Genomic DNA, 7,928 nt, shown 5'->3' with positions numbered 1-7,928 from the left:
ATAATTTAAAATCTTGTATTTCAATGTTTGACCTCACCCCAACCCCTCCCGAATGGTCGGGACAAGTTCTCCAAAGGAGAGGGGCCAGAACCCGCTCTGGCAAATGGTTTCAAGAGATTCGATAATTCTTATCCGGACAATAATGATTGTTTATATATAATCCTTCCCTGTTTAAATTTTATGGGCTCCTTAAAAATAGGCCCGTCAAAAACAAAAGAATGAAACTCGCCATTCTCGCCGCAGGGATCAACATTATCTGGCAGATCGTTTATAAAAGATTCATCTATCAACCTGCCGCAAAAGCTTCTGTCAAGAAACGCTGCATTTACACAGGCTATAACAGCTTTAAAACCTGCATGTATAAATTCTTTTATTAAAACAGCCGTATCGGTTTGCCATAAAGGAAAAACACATTCCAGGCCGCCAGGCCTTAGCTTTTCTTCACGGTATGCCCTCAGGTCTTCCAGGAAAATATCGCCATAGATAGCTGGATAGCAGCCCCCGTCTCTTAATCCGGTTAATGCTTCACGCATCTTGCTTTCATATTCTTCCATTGACGGGTCTTCAGATAATTCAACTGCAGTTAGCGGCAGCCCGATAGATGCAGCCTGCGCTTCAGTTAAAGACCTTCTTACGCCATGCATGGATACACGGTTATGAACACTGTTAAAGCTTGTAAGCAAATACCGGATATCATATTTTTCTGAAAGCATGGCTTTGTATAAAGCCAATGCAGCATCTTTTCCGCCGCTCCAGTTAAAAAATGATGGTGATTTCATCCGTAAATGTTTGTTTTTTCAATTGTCGGATGGAACCTTGCCATGTACCTGCCTGTCCGGCAGGCAGGCATTCCCTCCCGAGGCTGGTTCGGGACAGGTTGTGTGAGAAAAAAATATCATGCTCGGTTTCATAGAATTATTTTGGTTTCAGCAAATATCTTTCTTTAAATAACACATACCTGTTTTTAAGTTCCAGCAAACAATCCGCACATAAACAATCGCGATAGCGCTCTTCTATAAAAACCCTTTCTTCCAGGCTGAACTGTATGCCATAACACTGGCATTGCGTTATATCGCCTGCCTTGCACTCAAAGACACAACCGCAACGCGGACAAACTTTTTCTTCATGTACAGGCATACCTGTTTTTTTGATAAACGCTATGAGCTCCTTACTTTACGTTATTTAATTTACGATTGCATTATTTAAACAACGCGTGAACAAGTGAACCCCGTGAACTTGTAAACTTTAAGTAAACGCTGCAAGCCACGAGCTGCGGGCCTACAGCTTAAAGTGCAGGCCTGCATTTACCGTGGTACCCTGCACGGCATAGCCATACACTTCGTAATAATTTGTATTGCAGGCAATGTTCTTTACATCAGCAAAAACATTAAGGCGCTTCTTCAGAAAACTATATTGCGCATAAGCATTCCATAAAGTATAGGCATTCAGGCTCACCTGCGATGAAATATATGTATTCGGGTCATAATAACTGTCTGTGCGCCTGCCCGTAACCTGTATGCTCGTGCTTACATACAATGCAGGCGTTATATTGTAACCGCCAGACAGCTTTATGGCATGTTTTGGCCTGCGCACAAGGTTATAATAACTTGTATCTGACCCGGAAGATTTATCAGTAAGTTTTCCGGTTATATACGCATAGGATGCGCTTAACTGCAAATGCTTATTGTTATAGTTCACTTCGGCCTGCACGCCATGATCATGTTGCTTGTTTAAATTTTCATAGCCGTTCAGGCCGTAAATAATTACATCACTGATATTGCGGTTAAAGCCATTCACGGTAAACGTTAATTGCTTCTCCAGGAAGAATGCCTGCAGGCCCGCTTCCTGCGTATTCGACTTTTCCGGCTTCAGGTCAGGATTGGCGCCATAAGGGCCAAACAATTCACCAATGGAAGGCGCCCGGAAACCGCTCGTAATGTTAGCAAATATTTTTACCGTATTGTTGATAAGGTAAGAGGGGTTGAAGCTGTATGTAAAATTATCGCCGTATTGGTTATGATGATTATACCGTCCGCCAAGCTCAAGGTTAAAGCCATTATTGCTGTGCAAAAACAAGGAAATATACGGGCTGATGATGCTGTTGGTGGTGTCCACATCTTTCATGGTATAGGATTGATAACTTACGCCCCCAACCATCTGTACATTGCTGCTGAAAGTTTGATTAACGTAGGCCTCCGCATGGTTAAATTTCCCGCTCGACTGGTATGAATAACTGCTCCTGTAATCACGCTTTGTAAAATCGTAGCCATAATTAAAATGCAGGCTGCCCGTTCTGTAGTTATAGCTGCCGTTAAGACCTGTGTTTATAAGTGAAGCGATATAAGCATTTGAGCCATCGGTAAACGCATCATCATCATAATCTCCCTTAAAATGTGTATAACGGAAATAAGGGGAAAGCTTTAGCCGGTCGGTTATATTAATACCAATAATTCCCTGCAGGGCATTTTGGGTAAACCCATCCTTATCAAAACCGGCTTTGCCTGTTGTATCTTTTGCTTCGCTTATGCCATCAGTATTATAATACGTGTAATTCAAATCGTATTCCAGCAGTTTTGTTTTCTGGCTTATGTTAGCGTTGCCTTTAAAGCTGTTATAGCTGCCATAGGTAAGCAGCCCGTTTAGCTGCGGCTGTTTTGTTTCGGGCTTTTTTGAAATAATGTTCACCACGCCGGCCACCGCATTGGAGCCATATAAAGTGCTTTGGCTGCCCTGCAAAATTTCAATGCGCTCAATATTATCAAGCGATAACAAACGCAGGTCGAAGCTGCCGCCAACGCCTGCCGGTTCGTTCAGGGGAATGCCGTCCAGTAAAATCAGGGTATATTTATCTGTTGCGCCAAGCAGGTACAGCGATTTGTCTTTACCCGGGTTGCTCGTAGCGCCGTTAACCGTAACACCTGCCTGTTCGTTTAATATCTGCGCCAGGTCTTTACTGCCAGCGCTCTCAATTTGTTCTTTCGTAATCACTTTAATAACCTTGCCCGTTTCACTTAATTTTTTAGGCGCCTTGGCAGCCGTAACCACCACCTCATCCAATAAATTTCCTGATGAATCCGTTTGCGCTTTGGCAAATTGTATAAGCGCTAATACAATGGTTGTAACAAGAATTTTTTTCATGCTCATTCTTCCTTTGAATGTTTTTTAAATGATGTTGAAGAATGAGCTTTCGTGCAGGATAATAGAAATGAAGACCTTTTCATCCACCCTTCCCACAAACGGAGATGGCCGCGGATGAGGTTATCATTCTGCCTTTCACCCGAAAGCTCAGATAATATTCCGTTTGGCAGGTCTTCTGGCTTAACCCTCCACTTGATGCCTTCCCGTTTTTATACAGTGGCTAAAAATCAAGCGATTTTTCCATCCCTTCAGGAGATGGGGGTTTTACAGCTACGGGGATAGCTCCTGATTTTAACAGGATTCCCTTTTAATTTGTTGGATAATTATTTTAATACCGGCAATTATCCTTCAAAACCAAATCGCGGCAAATGTAGTTATTTGATGATATGCAACTGCATCAATAAGGAATTAAATATCCCCCATTTTCCAATGTGTATTTTTTATTTCCAAGCAGCGCATTCTGTTTGGGATCATAATAAACAGAATGCCCGTTCCCGGTAATGTTCACAACCTTATCACCTGAAACAATGGCCTTTATTGTGGTTACGTAAGAATCTTTGGTGAGCTCCCATGAACTGGTGGCATCTATTTCTACCGACACAAGCTGGGCATCGCGGTTGGCATTAATATGCCCCAGCAACCTGGAATGGTTTTTCAGCGACAGCCGGATGAGGCTGTTTTTATCTGCCTGCAAATCTCCGGTGAGCTCCTGCTTATCCGCATTTATATTGGCTTTCCCCCCGTTTGATCCGCTTTGACCCCAGCGGCCGGACTCCGCTTTAACCAAAATACCGGATGCAGCATGAATGCTCACGCCACGCAGGAAGATATTGGCGTTTGAATTGGTCACAAAGAAAAGAGGCCCCTGCTCATCGGAACAGTTCAGCGACCCGCCATTCATTTCAAAATGCCCGTCAACACCCTCGGCATCACCGGAGAAACTCTGGTAGATCATAACCCCGCACTTGTTCCTGAAAGAACAAAGAAGCCTGCTGTTGTTTGCAATAATAGAATTGGAGCCTTCTATCACGGCCACCTCTGCGCCGGTAGCTGTAATATCTGCATCAGAAACCGTTATTTTTCCTGTGGAATATATGCCGGGCGCATCGGGCCCCATGGCTTTTATTGTTCCTCCGGTCACGGTAATCTTTCCACTGCCACGGTCGGTGGCAACGGCGCCGGAGTTGGCTCCGCGGGTAATAATATTTACATTACGGGCTTCAATGGTGCCGCCGCCGCTGGCCATTAAGCCATGCGCGCCGCCTGCGGAACAATCAATAACATCATCCGCCGAATAAATAATGCTTTTGCCGTAGGCGAAAATGGCATTGGCGCCAGCGCCCGTTGTTTTTACCGAATTGCCTTTCATCCTGATTACACTTTCACCCCTGCCCAAAACGGCGGCATTTAATCCCTGGAAGCTGCTCTGGTCGTTAGACGAAGTATTGCCGGAAGTGATGATGGTATCTCCATCCAGGGTGAGCTGAGCCTGGTTATAGGTTACAATGGCAGAATGGTTTTCTCCATCTGCTTTAATTGTTTCCCCGCTTTTTGACTGTGCGCCATTTTGCACCACCAGTGCGGCTTTAATGAGGGATGTGTCAAAAGAAGATCCCATTCCTCCCGGAGGCATCCCACCACCCGGCCCTTTGCCTGGCGGCATGCCTTTGGGAGGCTGGCCCTGGCCACCACCGGGAGGCGGGCCCGGCGGCTCACCCGGCGGAAAATTTCCCTGCCGTGCCATATCGCTTTTTTGCGCCTGGTTACCGGAATTATCTTTCTCAGCATCTTTCTGCAGTTTTTTAGAAGAGTGGCAGGCCGCCAAAAGAAAGGCCATGCATAAACAACCTAATGCCATTTTACAAGTATTCATATTATCACTGTTTATTAATGAACTTATATTTTACTATACTTTACAAGGCATAAATTAGTGAGTTCTTTAGGCTAAACGGTTCACTTTTTTATCCCTTGCGGAGTATAATGTTATATTAATGATGAATGGTTGTATTTAAAGTGAGTGGTGAGAGTACCCTGTGCTCACTTCACCATGCGCCGCTAACAACTCACAACCTGACGCTAAAATGATCTCAACAAAATCTTCAATCAATTATCCGGACAGATCAAATTTACCCGCGCACTTATCATAAATTTGGTTAAAAGAGGTATTTGTGCCAAAAGGCACGGCGTTTGCTTTTTGCTTAACTTTTTCTGCATACAGGAAATTTTCTCCTGTTTATTGCAACGATTTATTATTTGCCATTGTCAGCTAAACATCCGGATGGATTATAAAGAACTTGTAAAAAATTGCCTTAAAGGAAAATCAGAAGCGCAAAAAAAATTATATGATCTTTTTGCAGCTGACATGCTTGGCGTTTGCTACAGGTACACCAAATCTACAGCCGATGCGGAAGACGTTTTGCAGGAAGGCTTTATAAAGGTTTTTCGTAATCTTCAGCATTACCGTGAAGAAGGAGAGCTGGGCGCATGGGTACGCCGTATTATGGTTAATTCAGCCTTGAATTATCTTAAGCAGAGCAAGCGCTACAGCACAGAGCTTTTATTTGAAGAAGACCATCTTCACCCGGTATCTACCGAAAACCCAATGGTTTTTTTACAGGCAAAAGAGTTAGCTGATTTAATACGGCAGTTGCCCACCGGTTGCCAGACTATTTTTAACCTTCATGTGGTAGAGGGTTTCACCCATGTGGAAATTGGTGAAATGCTGGGCATACATACCGGCACTTCCAGATCGCAATATGCAAGGGCGAGAACGATGATGGTAGCCTGGATTGAAAAAGGAAACGAGACAATTAAACAACGGCGGTATGCAGGAAAATGAGTTTGAAAAACAGGTTAAGCAGTTGATGGAGGATTTCAGGATCACTCCACCTGATGATGCCTGGGCAAAAATAAGCCGCAGGCTGAAGGAGAAACGCCGGCGCAGGTTGCCCTTCATTTTTTTGCTGGCTGCAGGCCTGGCTCTTGCCGGTGGGTTCTTGTATTATTCCATTTACAGGCAGCCGCAAAGCCCGGGCACGCCCATAATAAAAGCAAATAGCACATCAGCAAAAAATCATAGCCCCGCTCTGAAAGATACGGGCAACATGGCGATAAAAGGAAATGATAGTATAAAAAAGGATGCAGCAGATAATCTTCCCGCAACCGCACCGGAGAACAATTTAAAACCTGCACCGTCAGGCAATGATGCGGCGATCAATAAAAACAGGCAGAATGACAAAAATTATGCAGCCAATGCACCGCTCACCGCAAAAGATTATTCGCTTAACGATTTATCAAACAATGCAGATAAAAACAATTTCATTGAACAGCCGGTAACAAACGAACCGGCAGAAAAAGGCAATGAAACCGTGGCAGAAAATAAACCTGCAACCGCTGATGCTTCACAAAAGAATACAGATGCTATTATTGCTGCAAACAACGATTCGGCGAATACAAATAACGCAGTTGCAGGCAATAAAACAATTAACACGGATTCAATTGCTGCCGCACAAACCAAAACCATAGAAAAAGCCATTAATGCCGGTAAAAAAACAACTGCACAACACGCCCAATTGCCCAAATGGCAATGGGGCGTGCATGCTTCTTACGGGATAAACGGCGCCATAGAAGGATTGACTGACGATGCAGACAACACAACAGCATCCCCGCAAGGCCTCCTAACCTCCGCCTTCGCCATCATTGGCGGCGATACAGTGTTTAACAAGCATGCTTATACTTCATCAGACGCATATAGCTTTGGTGTGGAAGTGCAGCGAAGGGTTTCAAAAAACAGCGTAGCAGGTGCAGGCTTAAACTTTACACAGCTTTCCACCAAGTCTAATGTAGGAAACAGAACCAATTCAAGCTATGCGGTAAACGCCGACTATACAGTAAGTAATTATTACCGGCCCGGCACTGCTGAGCGCTATATAAACAAGTATAGCTTTATAGAACTGCCGGTTTATTTTCGGCAAAATTTATTGCAGCACAGGCAGTTTGCGTTTGGGTATAATGCAGGTTTTTCTATAAGGCAGTTGCTCAGCTCAAATGCGCTTATTTATAATGAAGAAAGCAATATTTATTTTTCTAAAAATAGTTTGCTGCGCAAAACGCAATGGCAGTTGCAGGCAGGCCTTAACTTCACATTCAACACAGGAAAAAGAATGGCAGTTTATGCCGGGCCACAGGCGTCATACAGCCTCTCCAACTTCACAAAAAACAATGATAATGGCAATTATCATTTTCTGAACTACGGCATTAAAGCGGGCCTGTTATTTCATAAAAAATAAGAACGCGGTTACAACGTTTGCATGCGCAGAAAAGTCAGGGTATAAACGCCAAGCGATGAAAAAGATTTACCCTCCTTTAAGCATCGCCATTGTCCTTTTTATGTACAGGATGTTCTAAAGACGACTACAAAAGCGTTCGCCAGATTTATACACCAGTTTTTAAAACCCTCACGCAAGTGCGCGCAGGCATAAAATCTGAAACGGCAGCGCCCGTAAAAACAGCCGGGCCGAATATACATATTGTGACCTGGTTGCCTGCCCGGAGCAAAAACCCATCATCAATTATAGTAAACACAGGATGAATTTGTGCATTGGCTGTTTGCACCTGCTTTATAGGAATGTAAGATTATCTCACATTCCTGCACGTCATTCCCGCGAAGGCGGGAATCTCATAATCATGCTGTATAAGCAAGGATGACTTTATAAAATGTATATTGGTACACGCTAAGTATGAGATGCCCCCGACGCGTCGCAGGGCATGACGTGCCAGTGGTTATGTTT

At 44.0% G+C, this 7,928-nt stretch carries 6 protein-coding genes and 1 riboswitch; of the genes, 2 read left to right on the top strand and 4 right to left on the bottom strand.

Annotated elements, in window-relative coordinates:
- Positions 1-128: 128 nt before the first annotated feature.
- The 4 genes from QM629_RS13415 to QM629_RS13400 form a co-directional block, all read right to left on the bottom strand.
- The gene (locus QM629_RS13415) at positions 129-779 is read right to left on the bottom strand and encodes a diphthine--ammonia ligase (protein ID WP_415160393.1); all 651 of its coding nucleotides are present in this window, start codon (positions 777-779) and stop codon (positions 129-131) included.
- 136 nt (positions 780-915) lie between these two features.
- Positions 916-1,137: a cysteine-rich CWC family protein gene (locus QM629_RS13410; RefSeq protein WP_415160392.1), complete on the bottom strand. Its 222-nt coding sequence runs from the start codon at positions 1,135-1,137 to the stop codon at positions 916-918.
- Positions 1,138-1,278: 141 nt separating this feature from the next.
- Positions 1,279-3,138: a TonB-dependent receptor plug domain-containing protein gene (locus tag QM629_RS13405; protein WP_415160391.1), complete on the bottom strand. Its 1,860-nt coding sequence runs from the start codon at positions 3,136-3,138 to the stop codon at positions 1,279-1,281.
- A gap of 147 nt (positions 3,139-3,285) precedes the next feature.
- Positions 3,286-3,510: riboswitch (cobalamin riboswitch) on the bottom strand.
- Positions 3,511-3,535: 25 nt separating this feature from the next.
- Positions 3,536-5,011 (bottom strand): hypothetical protein, encoded by a 1,476-nt coding sequence (locus QM629_RS13400; protein WP_415160390.1) that lies wholly within the window; start codon positions 5,009-5,011, stop codon positions 3,536-3,538.
- A gap of 405 nt (positions 5,012-5,416) precedes the next feature.
- Between QM629_RS13400 and QM629_RS13395 the strand changes: the two genes are divergently transcribed.
- Positions 5,417-5,977 carry an RNA polymerase sigma factor gene (locus tag QM629_RS13395; protein ID WP_415160389.1) on the top strand — a complete coding sequence of 187 codons (561 nt, stop codon included), beginning with the start codon at positions 5,417-5,419 and terminating at the stop codon, positions 5,975-5,977.
- The gene (locus tag QM629_RS13390; RefSeq protein ID WP_415160388.1) at positions 5,964-7,427 is read left to right on the top strand and encodes a hypothetical protein; all 1,464 of its coding nucleotides are present in this window, start codon (positions 5,964-5,966) and stop codon (positions 7,425-7,427) included. The genes QM629_RS13395 and QM629_RS13390 overlap by 14 nt, the downstream gene beginning before the upstream one ends.
- Positions 7,428-7,928 lie beyond the last annotated feature (501 nt).

It is taken from the genome of Parafilimonas sp., from assembly GCF_047606085.1.
Classification (GTDB): domain Bacteria; phylum Bacteroidota; class Bacteroidia; order Chitinophagales; family Chitinophagaceae; genus Parafilimonas.
This window is presented reverse-complemented; position numbering and strand designations above follow the sequence as displayed.

Bases quoted from the DNA above. Each gene is read 5' to 3' on its own strand.
- QM629_RS13410 (WP_415160392.1), bottom strand. From the start codon at position 1,137: ATGCCTGTACATGAAGAAAAAGTTTGTCCGCGTTGCGGTTGTGTCTTT.
- QM629_RS13400 (WP_415160390.1), bottom strand. From the start codon at position 5,011: ATGAATACTTGTAAAATGGCATTAGGTTGTTTATGCATGGCCTTTCTT.
- QM629_RS13415 (WP_415160393.1), bottom strand. From the start codon at position 779: ATGAAATCACCATCATTTTTTAACTGGAGCGGCGGAAAAGATGCTGCA.
- QM629_RS13390 (WP_415160388.1), top strand. From the start codon at position 5,964: ATGCAGGAAAATGAGTTTGAAAAACAGGTTAAGCAGTTGATGGAGGAT.
- QM629_RS13395 (WP_415160389.1), top strand. From the start codon at position 5,417: ATGGATTATAAAGAACTTGTAAAAAATTGCCTTAAAGGAAAATCAGAA.
- QM629_RS13405 (WP_415160391.1), bottom strand. From the start codon at position 3,138: ATGAAAAAAATTCTTGTTACAACCATTGTATTAGCGCTTATACAATTT.